We start from the raw sequence: 18,487 nt of genomic DNA, 5'->3' as shown, positions 1-18,487 counted from the left end.
GACGTGCTTACGCGCTCTCGGCTTCGACACCCAACTCGTCGAGCAGCGTCGTCGCCGCCGCATGCGAGGACTCCGGCCCACGAGCGGTGATGAGGTCGCCGTCGACGGTGACGCTCGTGTCGGCGTCGAGTTCGGCGTCCCAGTTCGCACCCGCTTCCGTCACCTCGTCTTCGACCCAGTACGGAAGTTTTCGACCGTCGGGCATCACGTCGTTGTCGTCGACGATGTCCGCCTCCCACTCGTTGGGAAAGCCGGTCACGTCGCGCTCGTTGACGACGTACTTGCCCTCCTCGGTGTGGGTGAATCCCAACAGACCGACGGCGTGGCAGACGACGAGCGCCTTCCCGTCGTCGCCCGCGACGGCGTCACGAAGGAGTTGCCGCGCGTGGCGGTCCTGATTGACGTCCCAGACGGTGCCGTGACCGCCGGGGAAGACGACCGCGTCGTACTCCGACGCCGACACCGTCGCTATCGGTTCGGGGTCGTTGAGTCGGTCGTCGTTCTCGTGGACCTCCCGGAGCCGTTCGCTCTCCTCCTCGCCGACCGTCTCCGGGTCGAGCGAGCGCTCGTCGACGACCGGCGGCGACCCGCTCGGCGTGGCGACGGTGACGTCGACGCCCGCCTCCGAGAGCGTTGTGAGCGGTTCGATGCACTCCTCGGCCCAGTACCCCTCCTCGCTGACGATGAACAGTGTGGATACCATCGTTCGAGAGAGTACGTTCCTGACGTGCAAAAGCGATTGGGCGACCGAAGGCGCATCGGGAAGCGAGAAGGCGCATCGGGAAGCGAAAACGACGGATTCGCGCGTTGGGCGCGCGTTGGGCGCGCGCACGGTGATGTTATATACGCGCAGTCGTATCGAGTCGATATGCTCGACACTCGCGGTGTGCTGGCGATCCTCGCCGGCCTCGCACTCCTCGCAGGCATGGTCTCCTACCGGCGCGGGAGTCAGGTCGAATCGTACTTCCTGCTCGGTGGTGGTTTTGCGCTGGCGGCGTTCTGGGGGTTGATGGGTATGGCGCTGTCGCGAACGGGTCCGACACAGGTCCCCGGCGACATCTACCTCGCGATGTCCGGTTCGGCGGTCGTGATGAGCATGTTCTTCTTCATCGAGGGCCGGTCGACGCTCAGAGAACGGTAACTGTCAATCGTTTCTGTTCGATTGCTCGTTGAATGTGACTCGAACAGAAACTGAATCTCGATGAGAATACCATCAAATATAAGTATGGGATACGTCAACGTGGTGCTGCATGTCTGACGATTCGATGAACGATAGCCGCCGGCGTTTCCTTAAAGCCTCCGGCGCAGGTGCCGTGGCCCTCACACTCGCTGGTTGCAGCGACTCCGGCGGAAGCGGAGACGACGACCAGAACAACTCGAGCGACTCCAACGACTCCCAGGACACTCCCGAACAGAACACGACCAACCCCGACGAGATCGAACGCGGCGGGACGTTCACCATCGGGATGGACCAGCAGCCGAAGGGAATCAACCCCCTCTCGACCTCCTCTGCGTACTCGTGGAGTATCCTCGACTACGTCTACTGCTGGGGGACCACCATCGACCCCGTCAACTTCGAGGTCATGCCGAGTGCCTACACGGAGTGGACCGTCGAGAACGCCAGCGGCGAGGACGCAGAGCCCGACGTCTACTTCAACCTCCGCGACGGCCTCACCTTCAGCGACGGCGAGGATCTGACAGTCGAGGACGTCATCTTTACGTACAACTACCTGATGGAGAAGCAGCCGGGCCGCTACGTCTCGACGGTCGAACCCATCGCGTCGGTCGAGGAGGCCGACAACGACTGGGACGTCCATCTGAAGCTCAGCCAGCCCATCGGAACGTACGACTCCACGCAGCTGCAGGTTCCGCTGCTCCCGAAACACATCTGGGAGGAGGTCGACGACTATCAGGCCTACCAGCCGCAGGACAACGACGGCCCCATCGGCGCGGGTCCGGGCGAGATCACGACGTACAGCCCGGACACGGCCATCGAAGTGACGTTCCGTGACGAGGCACCGCTGCAGAACCTCGAGTGGATTCAGGACCACGACAACCTGATCGCCGGCGGCCCGTTCATCGACTCCGTCCGCTTCAAGATCTACGGCAGCGAGTCGGCGCTCACGAACGCGTTCCTCAACGACGATGTCGACACGGTGTACAGCAGCATCGACACCTCGAAAGTCGAGGAGATTCAGGACACCGACGGCAAGAGCATCGTCGAGGGCTACGACACGGGCTACGCCCACTACTCGTTCAACCTCCGTCGGACGCCGCTCGACGACCTCACCTTCCGCCAGGTGCTCGGGTTCGCCTACGACGACATCTACTGGACCCAGCAGCTCCAGCGCGGCTACGTCCAAGAGGGCGACTTCGTCATGCCCCCGGGTTACTCCGCGGTTCGCCCCGACGCCGACGGCGACGCCGAACTGCTCACCGGTGCGGCGTCGCAGGCGTTCACCTTCCGCGGTGTCGACGCGACCAGTTCCGAGGTCGACGTCGAGGGAATCCGACAGTTCCTCACCGAGGGGCAGGTCATCACCGGCGAGGGCGGCACCTACGTCGGCATCGACTACCCCGGCAGCCTCACCGACGTGAGCGCGGGCCAGACCGAGGCGAAACACGACTACAGCTTCGGCGACGTCGAGTCGAGCGTGCTGGAAGACGCCGACGTCGACCAGGAGATTCGCATCAACGGCGACACCATCGAAGATATCAACGACGGGCCGCTCCAGATGCTCATCTACCCGGCGAAGGACTCGCCGAAGGCCGCGCAGATGGTCGAGCGCTACGTCTCGAACCTGCGTTCCATCGGTATCCCCATCGAGCGTGAAGTGATGACGTTCAACACGATGCTCAACGCCGTCTACGCCGAGGAGGACTTCGACATCTTCCCGATGTCGTGGAGCAGTCTCTCGCCGTTCGGCGCGAGTTCGCTGTACGGCCTCTTCCACAGCGACAACGCCGACGACCACAGCGAGGAGAACGACGACGGCGAGACCAACACGGACACGATGCTCAACAACGCGATGGGCTACGGTCTCTTCGACGATGCGACCGCCGACGACCTCATCTCGCAGTGCCGCACCGAGATGGAGACGGAGGCGCGCAACGACCTCGCCAAGCAGGCAGTCGAGCAGATCTACCTCGACTTCCCGACGATGGTCAACTCCTACGAACAGGTGCAGTGGCCGGTCAACTCCGGCAACTGGGACGGCTTCGTCAGCAACATCCCCGGTCCGGGCGACAGCTACCTCGGGACGAACGTCCTGCAGGTCCACCAGAAGAGCGACTGACCGCTCGGCCGCCCGACTCGACTCTCTCTCGCCTTTCTCTCGCTGCGAATCGACTACTCTGCGGTCCGTCTGCGACCTTTTGTTTCTGCGAAAACGTAGTAATCCAACACATTCATAGTCGCGCTCCCCAATCGTGCCACAGAAACGCAAACAATACGCGTACGGACAAAACCGTGACTCCGACAGACAAACCGTGACTCCGAAACAATGACCAGAATCAGTGGAAAGTATCTCGCAAAGCGACTCGTGGTCTCGTACCTGACCCTCCTGCTCATCATGACGTTGCTGTTCGCGCTCATCCGCAGCGCACCCGGGACGTTCATCGACAGCATGATCTCCCCGGAGATGACCAGAGATCAGGTCGAGCGCATCCGGGAGGTGTGGGGGCTCAACGAGCCGCTGTGGAAACAGTATCTCAACTTCATGATAAACTACCAGACCGGCAACTTCGGCCGGTCGCCGACGTGGAACGTCCCGGTGTGGGACCTCATCCTCCGGCGGATGCCGCGGACGCTCATCCTCTTCGGGGCGAGCTACATCATCGCCTACCTCGTCGGTCCGCTCGTCGGGATGTATCTCGGCTGGTGGCGCGGCTCGCAGAAGGACAAGGCAATCTTCAGCACCTCGCTGATGGTGTACTCCATGCCCGCCTTCTGGCTGGGATGGCTGTTCATCTGGTTCTTCGACTACGAACTGGAGCTTCTCCCGAGCGCCTACATGATGACGCAGTTCCCCGACTTCGAGTGGAACGCATTCACCGTGATGGCCGACGTCCTCGTCCACATCACGCTGCCGCTCGTCAGCCTCTCGTGTATCGGCTGGGTCGGCGCGATGCTCATCATGCGCCCGTCGATGAACAACGTCGTCGACGAAGGGTACGTGTTCTTAGCGCGCGCGAAGGGACTCGACGAACGAACCGTGATGATCAAACACGCGGCGCGGAACGCGCTCATTCCCGTCGCGACCGGCGCGATCGTCGGCTTGGCCTTCCTCATCGACGGGGCGGTCATCACCGAGGCCGTCTTCACGTGGCCGGGGATGGGACAGGTCCTCGTCGAGGCGGTGCTGAACAACGACTACCCCGTGACGCAGGCGGCGTTCTTCATGCTCGCCGTGCTGGTCGTCGTCATGCGACTCATCACCGACATCGCGTACACGTACCTCGACCCGCGAATCAAGTTCGGGGAGGAGAATTAGATGGCAACCGAAGGAGAACCAACGACCGGACTCGCATCGTACAAAAAACAGTGGGAGCCGCGCGTCGAACGCCTCCGACGCGGCTGGGACCGATTCACCGAACACCGGATGGGCGTCATCGGTCTCGTCATCCTGACGATATTCTCGCTGTGGGCGCTCGTCCCGAGCGTGTTCGCGCCGCACAACCCCGACTGGGTCGCCTACATCGGCTACGAGAACGCCCGACTGACCGGCGAACAGGTGCGGACGCTGCCGCACCCGCCCGCGTTCGGCGACCCGTTCTTCGCCCCCCTCGGAACGGACTCCTACGGCCGCGGCATCGCGACGCTGATGGTGTATTCGGCGTCGACGGCGATGTACATCGGTCTCGCCGCGGGTCTGCTGTCGAGTCTCGTCGGCGTGCCGCTCGGACTCATCAGCGGCTTCTACGGCGACACCTGGATCGACGAGACCATCCAGCGCTTCGTCGACGTCATGTACGGCCTGCCGTTTCTGCCGCTGCTCATCGTCCTCGTGGCGGTTCGCGGCCAGACGACGACGAACATCATCATCGGCATCGCCGTCACCTCGTGGCTCAACAACTGCATCGTCATCCGCGGTGAGACGCTCTCGCTTCGGACGCGAGCGTACGTCGAATCCGCGAGAGTCGCCGGCGCGAGCGACCTGCGCATCGTCTTCCGGCACATCATGCCGCACGTGCTCCCGCTGTCGTTCGTCTACCTCGCACAGGACGCGGCCGCGGCCATCCTGACGCAGGCGGCGCTGGCGTACCTCGGTCTGGCGGACTTCGCCAGCCTCTCGTGGGGCATCATGCTCGAGAGCATCAAGTCCGAGGGCTACATCTTCACCGCCTGGTGGTGGCTGATTCCGCCCGGACTCGCCATCATGCTGCTCGCAACGGCGTTCTACTTCATCGGCTTCTCGATGGAAGACGTGACCAACCCTCAGAGATAATCACATGACGTTACTGGAAGTAAACGACCTCTCGATACGATACGCGGTCGAAGACGCGGACGTCCACGCCGTCGACGGCGCGAACTTCACCGTCGACGCGGGTGAAACGTACGGGCTCGTCGGCGAGTCCGGGTGTGGGAAGACGACGCTCGCCAAGAGCATCCTCCACCTGTTGGACTCGAACGGCTACATCGAACGCGGCGAGATGTGGTTCGACGGGACGCTCCCGCAGTGGAGCGACGGCGACGGCAACCCGAGACAGGAGATAATCGACGACGAGCGCTACCCGGTTCGCGCCGACGGGATGACCGACCTCGCACAGTTGAACGACTCTCAGATTCGGGACATCCGGTGGCGCGAGGTGGCGCTCATCCCCCAGAGTGCGATGAACGCACTCAACCCGGTCTACAAGGTGGGCGACCAGATCGTCGAGGCCATCCTCCGACACGAACCGCAGACGACGAAACGCGAAGCCGACGACCGCGCCCGCGACCTGCTCGAACGCGTCGGTATCGACCCCGAGCGGGCCGACGACTACGCCCACGAGTTCTCCGGCGGGATGAAGCAGCGCGCGGTCATCGCGATGGCGATGGCGTGCAACCCCGCGCTGCTCATCGCCGACGAACCGACGACGGCGCTGGACGTCATCATTCAGGACCGCATCCTGGAGGAACTGGAGAAGATTCAGGAGGAGTTCGGCGTCTCCATCCTGGTCATCAGCCACGACATCAGCGTCATGGCCGAGATCTGCGACCGGATGGCCGTCATGTACGGCGGCAAGATCATGGAGCGCGGCACGCGCGACGACATCTTCGCCGAGACGGCGAACCCGTACACGCTCGGGCTGAAGAACTCCTTTCCGACCATCACGCAGAAACAGCAGCGGCTCGTCTCCATCCCGGGAACGCCGCCGCACCTCCGGGACCCCGACCCCGGCTGTCGGTTCCGCGCGCGGTGTCCGTTCGCCGTCGAGGACTGCGAGCGGAGTCACCCGCCGATGTACGACGTCGGGACCGTCGAGGAGACCGGCCGACTGCAGGAAGCCATCGACGACCGCCGCCACGGCTCGGCGTGTTATCGCACCGACGAACTGGACGAGATACGAACGAAGGCGATGAAGGAGGAAACATGGAAAAAGACCGCAACGCAGAGTCACTAGTCGAAATCGAGAACGTCCACAAGTGGTTCGACATGAGCCAGGGGGTCGTCGATACCCTGCTGGGCCGCGAACCGCAACCGGTCCGCGCCGTCGAGGGCGTCGACCTCTCCATCGAGAAGGGAGACATCGTGGGCATCGCCGGTGAGTCCGGCTGTGGAAAGACGACGCTCGGAAAGCTGCTCGTCAAACTGTACGAACCGACCGACGGCGAGATACGATTCGACGGGACCGACGTCTCAAACCTCTCGCGCAAACAGGAGCGGGAGTTCAGACAGCGCGTCCAGATGATCTTTCAGGACCCCTTCGAGAGTCTCAACCCCCGGATGACGGTGTTCGACGCCATCGCGGAGCCGTTGCAGATAAACGGGATGACCGACTCCTACGACGAGCGCCGCGAACGCGTCAAGACGGTGCTCAACGACGTGGGTCTCGGCCCCGCCGAGGTGTACCTCGACGCGTTCCCGGACGAACTCTCCGGCGGCGAGCGCCAGCGCGTCGCCATCGCCCGTGCGCTCGTCGTCGACCCGGACTTCGTCGTGGCCGACGAGCCCGTCTCGATGCTCGACGTCTCCATCCGCGCCGGCGTGTTGAACCTGATGAAGGAGCTTCAGGACAAGTACGACCTGACGTACGTCTTCATCAGCCACGACCTCTCTCTCATCCGTTACATGTGCGACCGGACGGCCATCATGTACCTCGGACAGGTCATCGAACAGGGGCCGACGGACAGTCTCATCGAGGACCCCAAACACCCCTACACCGAGGCGCTGTTCGACGCCGTCCCCGACGTGGAGATCGCCGAGAACCGCCGCCGCGCCAACGCCACGGGCGAGGTGCCGAGTCCGCGGAACCCGCCGGCGGGCTGTCGGTACCACCCGCGCTGTGCGCACATCATCCCGCCCGCCGACTGGACGGGGAGTCAGGACGCGTTCCGACGAGCCTATCAGTACAAGATTCGTCTCCGCGAGGAAGCCCTCGACCGGGAGGCGTTCGAGGCCGACGACGACGGCGTCGAGCGGATGCTCAGCCAGGGACTCGCGCTCGACGTCCCCGAGGAGTACCGCCACTCCTCGGAGGTCGCGGGAACCGGCCTCGACGTGGACGTCTCCGCGCTCGACCTCCCTCCCGAGACGGAGTCGTCGCTGCGTGCGGCGACGCGGGCGTACCTCGACGGCAACCGAGAGGGGGCGCTCGCGGAGTTGGACGAACTCACGACGGTCTGCGAGCGCGAGACCCCCCGACCGCGGGCGCTCGGCGACCAGCGCGTCGCCTGCCACCTCTACGAAGGGGGCGACGACGCCGAACGGACGCCTGCGACGCCGCACGCGGAGTAACTCGGCGTGTCCGCCCTCCGTTCCCGCCTCGTCAGCCTCGGCAGTCGCCTCCGCGCTTCCCTCCGCTCTCCGGCGGTGGTGACGTTCGTCGCGCTGTTCGCGCTGACGGCGGGACTGTTCGGGGCGACGTTTCAGACGCAGTTAGCGGTCGCCGAGAGCGACACCATCGAGGCGTCTCTGACGGAACTCGCCGTCTCCGACGACGGCGAGGCGCTCGAGATCACGGTTCGCGCACGCAACCCGACCGACAAGACGCTGACCCTGTCGAGCGCGCAACTGGTCGGTCGCGTCGACGGCGAGGAGCTCACGCACTACGGCACGCGCTCGCTCTCCGGCATCGAACTCTCGCCGGGCGAGGCGACGACGTTCTCGGTCTCCGTCGAACTCGTCGACGGCGAAACCGAAGCAGCGCGAACGGCGGTCGAGGAGGGACGCGTCAGCGTCGGCGGAGAGCTCGTCGGACACATCGAGGACGTCCGCATCACGCTCGGGGTGTCGAACGGTGAGTGATTCGACGCCGGACGACGCGTCCGGGGCCGCTGGACCCGCCGTCGCCGGCCGCGAGCGCGCGACGCTGCGACCCTCGCTCCCGCTGTCGGGCGACACCGTCCGGTTCGTCGGTATCGGCGTCGCCGCGGGCCTGCTCGTCGCGCTGGCCGCCTACGGCGCCAACCGCCCGTCGATGGTCCCGGCGGTGCCGTCGTGGACGCTGTTCGTCGCCGGGCTCCTCGGCGGCGGCTACGTCCACGCGCTGAGCCAGGACCTCGGCGAGAGCATCCGAGCGTTCATCGTCGCGCTTGTCGTCGGGACCGCGTGCTACCTCGTGGCGGCGCTCGCGCCGGTGTGGCTGCTCTCGTACGACCCGATGGTGCGTCAACTGCTGATACAGTCGATTCTCCGCGAGGAGATCGCGAGCCTGGTGTTCGCGAGTCTGGTTCCACAGCTGTTCATCGGCTATCTCGGGGCCGTCGTCGTCGAGGGGACGTTCTGGTCCTGACGACGGGTTTTCGGAGCGACGAACATATCACCGCCCGGCCGGAATGGCCGACCATGTCGAAGGACATCCCGACCCGCGAGCGCTCGACGCGCGAACGCGGGACGTACGCCGGTCACAACGAGGACCCGACGCTGGCGAGCTATCTCTCCTCGCTGTTTTTCCTGCTGTCGGTGCCGACGTTCGTCGGTCTCGCCTACGCGGGGTTCTACGCGGGGTACTACGGCGAGTCGGCCATCGTCCCGGTCTTCGGCGGGTTGCTCGTCGTCGCCATCGCTGTCGCCTTCGCGGCGATGCACTTCAAGCGTTGACCGGGAGTGAGAGAGAGAGGGCGACGGGAGTCGGGACCCGAGCCTCGCGTCAGCGGACGGGGACCCGCGCCGACGCCGACTCACTCGAAGCCGCTTTCGAGGCACCCGTAGACGATCAGCGCGGTCGCCGCGATGACGAGCGACACCTCGAACCGCGAGACGCCGTCGTCGGTGACGAAGAAGCTCACGAGGCTGACGACCGCGAGCACCACCGCGACGCCGAAGATGAGGAGGGTTCGATTGACGCCGCTGGCGTACCACCGATAGGCGCGTTCTTCGAGTCGGTCCAGCGTCACGGGTGTCCCATCGAACTCAGTACCAGATGTTCTCGTACTCGCACTGCACCGGTTCGGTGACGACGTTCGTCACGAGCGCCAGCGAGACGAGCGCGACTGTCGTCTCCGTCTCGGCGGGGTCGACTCCCGTCGACTCCCACGCGGCGAGGCCGACGCCGAGGTCGACGTGCCAGTCGTGAACGGTGACGAGCCACGAGTCGGGGAGCTCGTCGGCGTCGGCACCGACGCGAAAGAGGTACTTGAACGTCTCGTCGGTCCGTTCGCGCAGGTCGCTGCCGGCCTCGTAGCCGGGGACCTGCGGCGCGCCGAACAGTTGGACGAGGCGGTAGAGCGCGGTGCCGATATCGCCGTACTCGCCACCCTCCGCGCGGCGGTTGAGTTCGACGTACGCGTCGAGGTCTTCGCGCTCACGGAGTTGATCCTCCAGCAGTTCGTCACCGTCGTCGAGGCGACGACGGATCTCGGCGGCGGGGATCGGTTCGAGCGTCAGATCGCCCAAGGCTTCGAGGTCGGGCGCGTCCGGATGGTCGCGGATGTCGACGGGCATCTTCAGTACGCGAACGTCATGAAGCCGCGCCACCCGGTGTAGCCGGCGGCGAGGCAGACGAGGCCGGTTCCCATGACGATGAACGACTCGACGGTGGTGATGTCGTTCCCGAGACCGTTGAGGCCGAAGTACAGCGTGATACCGAGCATCGTGAGGATGTAGCCGACGACCGCACCCACGAGCGTCAGCCCCAGCGACGCCAATCCGAGCGGTTGCTGCATCTTCGGAGGGACCCGATGTTTGAGCGACATAGTAGCTATCGGGTCATCGTGGTAATGTCATATATATCCCGCGCTATCCGTTCACACGGAACGTCGGTTCGCCGCCCGAGACGCCGGAGCGTCGCCAACACGACGTATCTACGGTCGTCCACAGTCGTCCCCGCAAGGGTGACCTCAGTCGTGAGGCCGGTCGTCGGCCGAACGACCTTCGTCGACTCGTTCCCCGTCGGCCCGCTCCTGGTCGGTCCGTGTTTTCTCGTCGTCCGCTCCGGCGACGCCCGCGCTGTCGTCGGCGTCCGACGGCACGTTGCCGAGCGGACTCATGCGGGGGTCGTACTCGTCGTCCGCGGGGGTGACGGGTCCGTCGGGACGGGACACCCCGTCGACGGGTGCGTCGGTCCTCGACTCGCCGGCTTGCAGTTCTTCGAGCGGGACGCGCACCCAGTAGCCGAGCGCGATCAGCACCGTCCCGAGCGCCAACGCGAGCAGAATCGGTCGAGAGAGCAGCGACGCCTCGCCGGAGACTATCGACTGGTGGAGCGCCTCGCCGAAGACGAGCGCCCCGGTGACGAGGAGGACCGTACTGATGAGATTCCGCGGGTTCGCGTACGCCATACCGCCACTCGCGACCGACCGGTTAAAAAAGCAGTCTTCGGCCGCCGTCTGTCCCGGCGGGGAGACTCCCGACGGTTCTCGCGCCTGTCCTCTGCCCGTCGCCTGTCCTCTGCCCGTCGTCTACCCGTCGCCGTGTTCGTCGACGATGACGACTTCGCCGTCCTCGACGGTGACGTTGATGAGCGTCCGCACGTCGTAGTCGGTGTCGTCGAGTTCGTTCGGGCCGGCCTTCTTGATGACAGCGACGACGTCGACGACCTCCGCGCCGACGTCGTTGGTGAGCGCGTCGAGAATCGCCTTCATCGTCCCGCCGGTCGAGAGCACGTCGTCGAGGACGAGCACCCGGTCGCCCGCCCCCACGTCGTTGATGTACATCTCGCTCTCGGAGTAGCCCGTCTCCTGGAACAACGGCACCTCGCCGTCGAGGCCGTACTGGCGCTTGCGGATGACGACGAGCGGGATGTCGGTCATCAGCGAGACGGCCGTCGAGATGTGGATGCCCATCGCCGCGGGCGTCACGATCTTGTCGACGTTCTCCAGTTCCGCCTTGCGGATGATCTTGATGACGATTTCGCGCAGCAGACTCGGTTCGAGCATCGGCACGCCGTCGCTGATGGGGTGGACGAAGTACTCGTACTCGCCTTTCTCGATGATGGGCGCGTCGCACAGCGACTGCCGCAACTGGTCCATGCCGACAGTTTCCGCGGGTGGGGATAAATGCTGGTGGTTCGGCGTTCGTTCGTGGTTCGGTGTCACGGGTCGTGTCGGGTGAAACGTACCGTTGAACGCGGCCTCAGCGTCGTTCGCTCAGACGACGACGAGCAGCGCGATACCGACTGTCACGACCGCGGTCAGGAGGAGGATACTCGTCCCCATCCCCGCCCGCAGCGACACCGGCCACGTCGGCTCTCCCCCCTCGTTCGTCTCGTCTCGTCCCGAGACGCGTCGGAGCGCCTCGTCGGGATTGCCGACCGTCCACGTGACTCCCGACGCCGTGGCGACGGCCGCACGGTCGACGGCCGCGTACGTCTCGGTGACGCCGCGGACCAGTCCGCGCGTGCCGTAGAACGCCAACGGGTTGTACAGCGCGTCGATGTCGGGAACGCGGCCGATGCGGTCGAGCGGGCGCTTGAGGATGACGAAGGCGACGACGCCGAGGGCGAACAGGATGAGCCCCTCCTCGATGTGACCGAACGTGTACGTCGTGTAATCGAAGCCGCCCTCGTTGCCGGGGAGGATGGCGAACAGCGCGTTCGGGACCAGTCCGTAGACGACACAGAGAATCGCCACGCTGACCATCGCGATTTTCTGCAGACCGTTTGCGTCGCGGACTGGGCCGTCGTAGCTCCCCTCGTAGAAGGCGTAGTAGCCCAGTTTGATGAACGAGAGGAACGTCCCGACGCCACCGGCCAAGAGGAGGTACCAGATGACGTCGAGGTGCTCGTAGTGCGCCTCCGCGAGCACCATTCCCTTGCTGACGAAGCCGTTGAAGCCGGGGAACCCGCCGATGGAGAGCGCCGCGACGACGAACGCGACGAACGTGACGGGCATCTTCCGCCAGAGGCCACCCACGTACTTCAGGCTCTCCTCGCCGGTCCGGTAGATGATGACGCCGACGGTCATGAACAGCAGGCTCTTGTAGAGGATGTGGTTGAACACGTGGCCGAACGCGCCCGCCGTCGCGACCGTCGTGCCGATGCCGACGCCGGCGATCATGTAGCCGACTTGCGACTGGATGTGATAGGAGAGGAGGCGGCGCATGTCCTTCTGGAGCACCGCCATCGACGCACCGAAGACGGCCATCGCCGCGCCCATGTACGCTATCCAGAGGTGGCCCTCCGGGAACGCGCGGTACATCGCGTAGACGCCGGTCTTCGTCGTGTAGACGCAGAGGAAGACGCTGGCGGCGACGTGCGGCCGCGGGTAGGTGTCGGGCAGCCACGCGTGCAGGCCGACGAAGCCGACGTTGACGCCGATGCCGACGGCCGCGAGCGCCAGAATCGCCGGCGCGCCGGGGGCGATACCCGTCGAGGCGCTGAAGAGGAACGACCCCACTTCGGCGTAGTGCCAGATGATCGCCGCGAGGACGAGGCTGCCGCCGATACCGTGCAACACGGCGTAGCGGAAGCCCGCCCGGACGGCTTTACCGCCGTAGTCCCAGACGAGAAGCGTGCTCGTCACGGCCATCAGTTCCCAGAAGAAGACGAGCGTGAGCCAGTCACCCGCGAAGACGGCCCCGATACTGGTCCCGGCGTACGAGAGCGCGTAGGCGGTCTGCTTGTTCGACGCGTCGCTCGCGTACGAGTACAGCACCGCGATAGCGCCGATGAAGCCGAAGATGATGCCCATCAGCCGGGAGAAGTCGTCGACGTTGAACAGCGCGACGTCGAAGCCGAACAGCTGGGTCGCCCAGAAGGTACCCTCGGGCGCGAGGAACGCGATGGGGACGACGACGGCCGTTGCGACGACGCCGAGCGCGTGGCCGACGCGCCGGGGGACGACCGGCAGCAACAGTGCGGCGACGAGCACGTAGACGAACGGCGGTACCGCGGTCAGCGCGTCAACTGCCATCAGAACAACACCCCCATCGTCGCGGCGGCAGTCGCAGTCGTCGCCGCCGTCACGACCTCCTGTACGATGCGGAGGAACACCGCTCGGCCCGGCACGATGCCGATGACGATCGAGCCGGCGGCGGCGGTCAGAATCGGCCCGAGCATGAACCACGTGCTCTCCTGTCCGAGCCGGCTGCGGCGTTCCCACCCGCCGGTCGGCGGACCGCCCTCGTGGTGGTGGTCGTGGTCCGCGTCGCCCTGTGCGTCGCTTTCGGCCATCTCCGCGGCACCGTCGCCGAGTTGGCCGCCCTGTTTCGTGTGATCGGAGGGGTGGCGGTCGACGGCGTAGTCACCGTTCGGGTCGGCGGGTTTCTGTATCTCGTCCGCGCGAGCGCTGGCACCGGCATCGCCGCCGGTCAGCGCGGAGCCCTCGCCGGAGTCGGCGCTCTCGTCGCCGCGGCGTTCCTCGGAGCGCCCGCCGCCGGACTTGTGGCCGCCGTCGGCGGCGACGTCCGCTCGGCCGCCGTAGCGGTGTTTGACGAGGGGTTTCCGGTCGTGGCCGCCGGGCATCTCGCTCTCGAAGAACGCCTGATAGACGACCGGCCAGAAGTACGCGATGTTCAGCACCCCCGACACCAGTAGTGCGACGGTGAACGCGACTTCGCCGCCGGAGGCGGTGCCGACGAGCAGGTAGAACTTGCTGACGAACCCCGCCACGAGCGGGATGCCGGCCATCCCGGCGGCCGCGACGCTGAAGGCGGCCATCGTCAGCGGCATCCGCTTGCCGATGCCGGCCATGTCACTGATGTCGTCGGTGTGGGTCTCGACGTGGATGACGCCCGCGCAGAAGAACAGCGTGAGCTTCATGAACGCGTGCGCGGGGATGTGCAACAACCCGCCGATGAGCGCGTATCTGGCGGCGTCACCGCCCATCGACGCGCCGATGCCGAGACCGAGGACGATGTACGATAGCTGGCTCACCGTCGAATACGCGAGGCGGCGCTTGAGGTTGTCCTGTCGGAGCGCGATGACGCTCGCCATGAGGAGCGTGAACGCCGCGACGGCCGCCAGCGGGACACCGACGCCGAGGTCACCCACCGTCTGGGGACCGAACACGTCGAGGACGACGCGGGCGATGCCGAACACGCCGGATTTGACGACGGCCACCGCGTGAAGCAAGCCCGAAACGGGCGTCGGCGCGACCATTGCGTCCGGGAGCCACGAGTGGACGGGCATCAGCGCCGCCTTGACGCCGAAGCCGAGCGTCAAGAGCGCGAACGCCGCGCGCCCGAGCGTCGGGTCCGCGCCGGCGAGACCCTCGATGCCGCCGGGGGTGAACGCCACCGTACCGGCGAGCACGTAGACGAGGACGGTGCCCGCAAGTACTGCGACGCCGCCACCGAAGGTGTAAGCGATGTACTTGCGGCCGGCGGCGCGCGCCTCGGCTGTCTCGTCGTGGGTGACGAGCGGGTAGGTCGCCACCGTCAGCAGTTCGTAGAAGACGAACAGCACGAGCAGGTTCGCCGCGAACGCGACGCCGACGGCGCTGGCGACGCTGGCAGCGAACGCCGCGAAGTATCTCGTTTGGGCGTGTTCGTGCAGGCCGCGCATGTAGCCGATGCTGTAGAAACTGGTGACGAGCCACAGCAGACTGGCGAGCAGGCCGAACAGCATCCCGAGCGCGTCCGCTTTGAGTGCGAACTCGATACCCGGGACGAAGCTGCCGAGACCGGTGACGTAGGCGTCGCCGGCGAGCGTTCGCGGCACCATACTCGCCACGATGAGGAACGTCGCCGCGGCGGCGAGGAGCGTCCACGCCTCGCGGACGTTCGGCCGGCGGTTCGACGCGTAGATGAAGGCGATGGCGACCGCCGGAACGGCGACCGCCGCGAGCGGTCTGAGTGATGAAATCTCTGTCATGGCTGGAGTAGGAGGTCGAGCGTCGGTTCGAGCAGCGGTTCGAACGTGGAGACGAGCGGACCGAGTGCGACGGCGAGCACCGCCGCGACGACGACGACGGCGACCATGCCGGCAGTCGGGCCGCCGAAGTCGGCGTCGTCGCCACGGCCGAGCGTCGGCCGGTCGTCGTCCGTGTCATCGGTGTTCCCACCGTCGGCGACGGCGGCCGCGCCGGTTCCGGTCGGCGAGTCGGCGGGCGTCTCCGTCGTCGTCGCCGTCCGGAAGTACATCCGCTCGACGAGACGCAGGAAGTACGCCAGCGTCAGCAGCGTGCTCAGCAGGATGACGACCGCGATAGGCCACGCCTGCGCCTGAATCGCGCCGAGGGCGATGTACCACTTGCCGACGAAGCCGACCGCCGGCGGAACGCCGACCATCGACAGCGACAGGGTCGCGAGCGCGGCGCTGAGAAGCGGTGCGCGGTCGGCGAGGCCGTCGAACTCCCCGACGTACCGCGCACCCGTCCGCGCCGCGATGGCGCCCACCGCGAGGAACAGGCCACCCTTCATGACGGCGTGGCCGACGAGATGGACGAGGCCGCCCGTCACCGCCGCCTCGTTGGCGACGGCGAACGCGGCGACGACGAGGCCGAACTGCGACACCGACGAGTACGCGAGCATCCGCTTTAACTCGCTTTGCATCACCGCGAGGACGCTCCCGGCGACGATGCTGACGCCGGCCAGCACGAGCACGAACTCGCGTGCGTAGGCGACGGAGGCGAGGAAGTCGACGGTGTAGACGCTGTAGACGACGCGCGCGAGCGCGTACGCCGAGACCGTCGAGACGAGCGCCGAGATGAGCGCGCTGACGCTGTCGGGGGCGCTCGCGTACGCCTCCGGCTGCCACGTGTGCAGCGGGTACAAAGCCGTCTTGACGGCCAACCCGGTCACCACAAGCGCGAACGACGCCCGGACGAGCGTCGACCCGTAGCCGACGCCGGCGAGTTTCTCGGCGAGGTCGGCCATGTTGAGCGTCCCCGTGGCGACGAACGCGTAGCCGATGCCGACGAGGAACAGCGACGCGCCGACGGTCCCCACGAGGAGGTACTTCAGCGCGCCGACCGCCGAGCGTCCGTCGTCGCCGGTCGCCACCAGCGCGTAGGCGGTGAGGCCGGTGATTTCGAGGAAGACGTAGAGGTTGAACATGTCTCCGGTGACGCTCATCCCCGAGAGACCGGCGACCAGGAGGAGGTACCCGGTGTAGAACGCCGCCGAGTGCGGGCCGGCGCGGCGCGCGTAGACGAGCACGCCGAGCGCGACGACCGCGACGAGGACCACGACCGCGGCGTTGAGGCCGTCGACGACGAGTTCGATGCCGAACGGCGGCCGGAAGCCGCCCACCGCGTAGCTGAGCGGTTCGCCGCCGGAGTAGACCTGCACAGCGACGAGCGTCGCCAGCGCCGTGTGGCCGAGCGACGTGACGAACGCCAGCGGCCACGCGAGTCGCTCGAACGAGTAGCCGACCGCGAGCGCGACGAGCGCACCCAGAATCGGTACCGCGACGAGAAGCGACAGCAGTTCACTCATCCGCGCGCACCTCCCGAAGGTTCGCTTCGTCGAGCGTGCCGTACTCGGTGTAGATGCGGACGATGAGCGCCAGCGCCACCGCGGTGAGGCTCACCCCGACGACGATGGCCGTGAGGATGAGCACGTGCGGCAGGGGGCTGACGTACGTCGCGCCCTCGCCACCGCTGCCGACGATGGGCGGCGACCCGCCCTCGCGGTACGCCGACGTGATGAAGAACAGGAAGATACCCGTCTGGAAGATGTTCATGCCGATGACCTTCTTGACGAGGTTCCGGTTCTCTATCATCATGTACGCACCGATAGGCAGCAACAGCGCGACGACGACGTAGTTGTACCGTGTGAGTAGAATCTCTGCGATCATTGTTCGTCCTCCATCGGTTCACCGATTTCGAACCCGGCAGCGATGAGGAAGAACAGACCGATGATGATACCGGCGACGACCGCACCGATGCCGAGTTCGACGAGTTCGATACCGTACTTGCTCGCGTGGTAGATGGGGTAGGCGGAGTACTGGAGGAACTCGCCGCCAAGCAGCAGCGATCCGAGCGCGACGGCGAGGAACGTCCCGACGCCGACGACGACGAGTCCGAGGATGATGGCCGGATTCAACCAGTCGCGGACCGGTCCGATACCGAACGCGAACGCGAGCAGCAGGATGACGGTACCGGCGATAGCACCGCCTTGGAAGCCGCCGCCCGCCGACGACGCCCCGTGGAACATCACGAACAGTCCGAGCGTCAGGATGAACGGGGTGACGACGCGGACGGTGGTCATGATGATGGTGCTCTCGACGTACGGCGTCTGCTCGTCGTTGTGCACGATGCGGTTGGCGGAGGTGGCGTTCTCCGACTCATCGGTGTCGGTACTCATACGAACACCTCCCGGCGCAGCACGAGCAGTACTGCGACCCCGGCGGAGAACACCACTACCGCCTCGCCGAGGGTGTCGAACCCACGGTAGGCGGCCAACACGGCGGTCACGGCGTTTCCGACCTCGGTCTCTTCGTAGGCGTTGTCGAGGTAGTACTGGGTGACCTCGCCGCCGACGACCGGCGACTCCGCCGCGCCGATGGCGGGCAGCGCCGGGACCGTCGCCAGCAACACGCCCGCGAAGGCGACGATGACGACGAGCGACCGTAGGCGGACCCGCTCGAACTGGCTCCCCCGCTCGGGGTGGACCGTCTTCGCGATGGTCAAAAGCAGCAGCAGCGTCATCACGCCCGCGCCGACGGCCGCCTCGGTGAGCGCCACGTCGGGCGCTTGTAGCAGCACCCAGAGGACGGCGATGCCGAGACTGTACGCGGCCGACGCGATGATGGCCGCGAGCACGTCTCGCAGCAGCGCCGCCGTGAGTGCACAGCCGATGACGAAGACGAGCGTCGCGGCCTCGATGGGCGTGAACGTCATCGGTCACCCCCGTCGGCGGCGGTGGAACCGACCGGTACGTCCGCGGAATCGGTTCCCGACGCGGACCCGCCGTCTGTTCGCTTCGCTCCCGACGAGGTTCCGCTCGCGTCGCTCGCGGAA

At 66.1% G+C, this 18,487-nt stretch carries 21 protein-coding genes; 9 read left to right on the top strand and 12 right to left on the bottom strand.

The window, feature by feature from the left end:
* Positions 1-7: 7 nt before the first annotated feature.
* Positions 8-703 carry a type 1 glutamine amidotransferase domain-containing protein gene (locus LAQ74_RS09280; protein ID WP_224332269.1) on the bottom strand — a complete coding sequence of 232 codons (696 nt, stop codon included), beginning with the start codon at positions 701-703 and terminating at the stop codon, positions 8-10.
* A gap of 165 nt (positions 704-868) precedes the next feature.
* On the opposite strand from LAQ74_RS09280, the gene LAQ74_RS09275 reads away from it, so the two are divergent.
* From LAQ74_RS09275 to LAQ74_RS09235, 9 genes are all read left to right on the top strand, one after another.
* Positions 869-1,141 carry a hypothetical protein gene (locus LAQ74_RS09275; protein WP_224332268.1) on the top strand — a complete coding sequence of 91 codons (273 nt, stop codon included), beginning with the start codon at positions 869-871 and terminating at the stop codon, positions 1,139-1,141.
* Between the two features lie 109 nt (positions 1,142-1,250).
* Complete coding sequence (locus LAQ74_RS09270) at positions 1,251-3,296, top strand: ABC transporter substrate-binding protein (protein ID WP_317987369.1); 2,046 nt, start codon at positions 1,251-1,253, stop codon at positions 3,294-3,296.
* Positions 3,297-3,503: 207 nt separating this feature from the next.
* The gene (locus LAQ74_RS09265) at positions 3,504-4,493 is read left to right on the top strand and encodes an ABC transporter permease (RefSeq protein ID WP_224332267.1); all 990 of its coding nucleotides are present in this window, start codon (positions 3,504-3,506) and stop codon (positions 4,491-4,493) included.
* On the top strand, positions 4,494-5,447 hold the full coding sequence (locus tag LAQ74_RS09260; protein ID WP_224332266.1) for an ABC transporter permease: 954 nt from the start codon (positions 4,494-4,496) through the stop codon (positions 5,445-5,447).
* 4 nt (positions 5,448-5,451) lie between these two features.
* Positions 5,452-6,606 carry an ABC transporter ATP-binding protein gene (locus LAQ74_RS09255; protein WP_224332265.1) on the top strand — a complete coding sequence of 385 codons (1,155 nt, stop codon included), beginning with the start codon at positions 5,452-5,454 and terminating at the stop codon, positions 6,604-6,606.
* Positions 6,576-7,940, top strand: a complete 1,365-nt coding sequence (locus LAQ74_RS09250; protein ID WP_224332264.1) for an ABC transporter ATP-binding protein — start codon at positions 6,576-6,578, stop codon at positions 7,938-7,940. Before LAQ74_RS09255 ends, LAQ74_RS09250 begins: the two co-directional genes overlap by 31 nt.
* A gap of 6 nt (positions 7,941-7,946) precedes the next feature.
* Complete coding sequence (locus LAQ74_RS09245; RefSeq protein ID WP_224332263.1) at positions 7,947-8,450, top strand: hypothetical protein; 504 nt, start codon at positions 7,947-7,949, stop codon at positions 8,448-8,450.
* Positions 8,443-8,937 (top strand): hypothetical protein, encoded by a 495-nt coding sequence (locus LAQ74_RS09240; RefSeq protein WP_224332262.1) that lies wholly within the window; start codon positions 8,443-8,445, stop codon positions 8,935-8,937. Before LAQ74_RS09245 ends, LAQ74_RS09240 begins: the two co-directional genes overlap by 8 nt.
* Positions 8,938-8,990: 53 nt before the next feature.
* Complete coding sequence (locus LAQ74_RS09235) at positions 8,991-9,245, top strand: hypothetical protein (RefSeq protein ID WP_224332261.1); 255 nt, start codon at positions 8,991-8,993, stop codon at positions 9,243-9,245.
* A gap of 80 nt (positions 9,246-9,325) precedes the next feature.
* Here the strand turns inward: LAQ74_RS09235 and LAQ74_RS09230 are convergent, their stop codons facing one another.
* The 11 genes from LAQ74_RS09230 to LAQ74_RS09180 all read right to left on the bottom strand — a co-directional run bounded on the left by LAQ74_RS09230 (position 9,326) and on the right by LAQ74_RS09180 (position 18,367).
* Positions 9,326-9,541, bottom strand: coding sequence for a hypothetical protein (locus LAQ74_RS09230; protein WP_224332260.1), 216 nt, complete (start codon positions 9,539-9,541; stop codon positions 9,326-9,328).
* 16 nt (positions 9,542-9,557) lie between these two features.
* On the bottom strand, positions 9,558-10,088 hold the full coding sequence (locus LAQ74_RS09225) for a hypothetical protein (protein WP_224332259.1): 531 nt from the start codon (positions 10,086-10,088) through the stop codon (positions 9,558-9,560).
* A gap of 2 nt (positions 10,089-10,090) precedes the next feature.
* Positions 10,091-10,309, bottom strand: coding sequence for a hypothetical protein (locus tag LAQ74_RS09220; RefSeq protein WP_224332258.1), 219 nt, complete (start codon positions 10,307-10,309; stop codon positions 10,091-10,093).
* A 174-nt stretch (positions 10,310-10,483) separates the two neighbouring features.
* Positions 10,484-10,924, bottom strand: a complete 441-nt coding sequence (locus LAQ74_RS09215; RefSeq protein WP_224332257.1) for a hypothetical protein — start codon at positions 10,922-10,924, stop codon at positions 10,484-10,486.
* A gap of 120 nt (positions 10,925-11,044) precedes the next feature.
* On the bottom strand, positions 11,045-11,614 hold the full coding sequence (gene hpt / locus LAQ74_RS09210) for a hypoxanthine/guanine phosphoribosyltransferase (RefSeq protein WP_224332256.1): 570 nt from the start codon (positions 11,612-11,614) through the stop codon (positions 11,045-11,047).
* Positions 11,615-11,731: 117 nt separating this feature from the next.
* Positions 11,732-13,495, bottom strand: coding sequence for a Na(+)/H(+) antiporter subunit D (locus LAQ74_RS09205; protein WP_224332255.1), 1,764 nt, complete (start codon positions 13,493-13,495; stop codon positions 11,732-11,734).
* Complete coding sequence (locus LAQ74_RS09200) at positions 13,495-15,396, bottom strand: cation:proton antiporter (protein WP_224332254.1); 1,902 nt, start codon at positions 15,394-15,396, stop codon at positions 13,495-13,497. Before LAQ74_RS09200 ends, LAQ74_RS09205 begins: the two co-directional genes overlap by 1 nt.
* Positions 15,393-16,961, bottom strand: a complete 1,569-nt coding sequence (locus tag LAQ74_RS09195) for a monovalent cation/H+ antiporter subunit D family protein (RefSeq protein WP_224332253.1) — start codon at positions 16,959-16,961, stop codon at positions 15,393-15,395. Before LAQ74_RS09195 ends, LAQ74_RS09200 begins: the two co-directional genes overlap by 4 nt.
* On the bottom strand, positions 16,954-17,322 hold the full coding sequence (locus LAQ74_RS09190) for a cation:proton antiporter subunit C (RefSeq protein WP_224332252.1): 369 nt from the start codon (positions 17,320-17,322) through the stop codon (positions 16,954-16,956). Before LAQ74_RS09190 ends, LAQ74_RS09195 begins: the two co-directional genes overlap by 8 nt.
* A complete protein-coding gene (locus LAQ74_RS09185) occupies positions 17,319-17,831 on the bottom strand; it encodes an MnhB domain-containing protein (RefSeq protein ID WP_224332251.1) in 513 nt (170 codons plus the stop codon). The genes LAQ74_RS09190 and LAQ74_RS09185 overlap by 4 nt, the downstream gene beginning before the upstream one ends.
* Positions 17,828-18,367, bottom strand: a complete 540-nt coding sequence (locus LAQ74_RS09180) for a DUF4040 domain-containing protein (protein ID WP_224332250.1) — start codon at positions 18,365-18,367, stop codon at positions 17,828-17,830. Before LAQ74_RS09180 ends, LAQ74_RS09185 begins: the two co-directional genes overlap by 4 nt.
* Positions 18,368-18,487 lie beyond the last annotated feature (120 nt).

The organism is Haloprofundus halobius, from assembly GCF_020097835.1.
Taxonomy (GTDB): domain Archaea; phylum Halobacteriota; class Halobacteria; order Halobacteriales; family Haloferacaceae; genus Haloprofundus; species Haloprofundus halobius.
The sequence above is the reverse complement of the archived record's forward strand: the minus strand, read 5'-3'. Positions and strand labels throughout refer to the sequence as shown.